The 943-nt window shown below is 52.1% G+C and carries 1 protein-coding gene and 1 pseudogene; both read left to right on the plus strand.

All coding sequences use genetic code 11. The annotated features are described in order from the left end of the window. Positions 1-367 (plus strand): annotated as a pseudogene (locus tag AC27E8_RS06600) (hypothetical protein); the annotation flags it as partial. Between the two features lie 92 nt (positions 368-459). Then, positions 460-943, plus strand: a 484-nt coding sequence (locus AC27E8_RS06605; RefSeq protein ID WP_487111394.1) for a hypothetical protein, incomplete at its 3' end; no start/stop codon positions are given.

Genomic DNA, 943 nt, shown 5'->3' on the forward strand with positions numbered 1-943 from the left:
CACGCTTCATGCGCCGATTGGATATGGGATGTCAGAACCCAATCCGCAGGATTACCGCATTGCGGTACGTGCTTTCAATGGGATCAAGATGTGGCTCGTCGGCAATCAGGTGAACGTGGAGCTTCCGTATACGGGAGACTCGCAGGATTCTTACAACGTGTCCGCTGCGCATGTGCCACAAGACTACACAACGGAATATTACGCTCCGCCGCTGTCTTCTCCCTCCAATGCGAGTCAGTATGAGGGCGGCACGACGATTTCGTTTGCGCGGCCAACCGGGTTATTTGGTATTACCATAGGGATGAACGAGGTTACGATGAATTATCCTGATGTTGTTCCCAATATTACCGTCGACTCATCGCGTTGACCTTGGTTTCGTACCGCGCGCCTCCGTCGAGGCGCGCAATTTTTTTGTCCGTTTGCATGCCATTGTCCCTTTCAGTAGGAAGGGGTGGTTTTGTGCGTCGGAAACGAAACGCCATCCGAATGTGCCTGACCGGAGCATCAGCGCTCGCGGCGTTTTCTGCTCTGTCGCCCAGTGCTTTCGCTATGGAGGTCATTCAGCCAGGATCCGGGACCAACGGCTATGGGTACATTGTGTCGGTGAACACCGTGTATACCCAGTATGGCGGCGTGGTCGGAGAGTTGGCCATTTATGGAAGTGACAAGTTCAAAGCTCTTCAAGTCAATCAGAATTCTCCTACTTATCCAGGGTGGTCAGAGTTATTTCAATACGGACTCTACTCCGCCCTCGTCAGTGGGGTGGATGAGATTTCAGGCGCAACGTTGAGTAACGACATCGTGCAGTCGGACATCGTGAGCGACAACAGTTTGAATGGGAACGGGTATTTGGGGCTGCCAATCAATGAGATAAGCGCGGTTGCTAGCGAATTAGGGGGAAATACTCAGTTCGTAGAGGAGCAAGTAAAACAGTACGAGTATT

This window comes from Alicyclobacillus sp. CIJ1 (genome assembly GCF_057538885.1).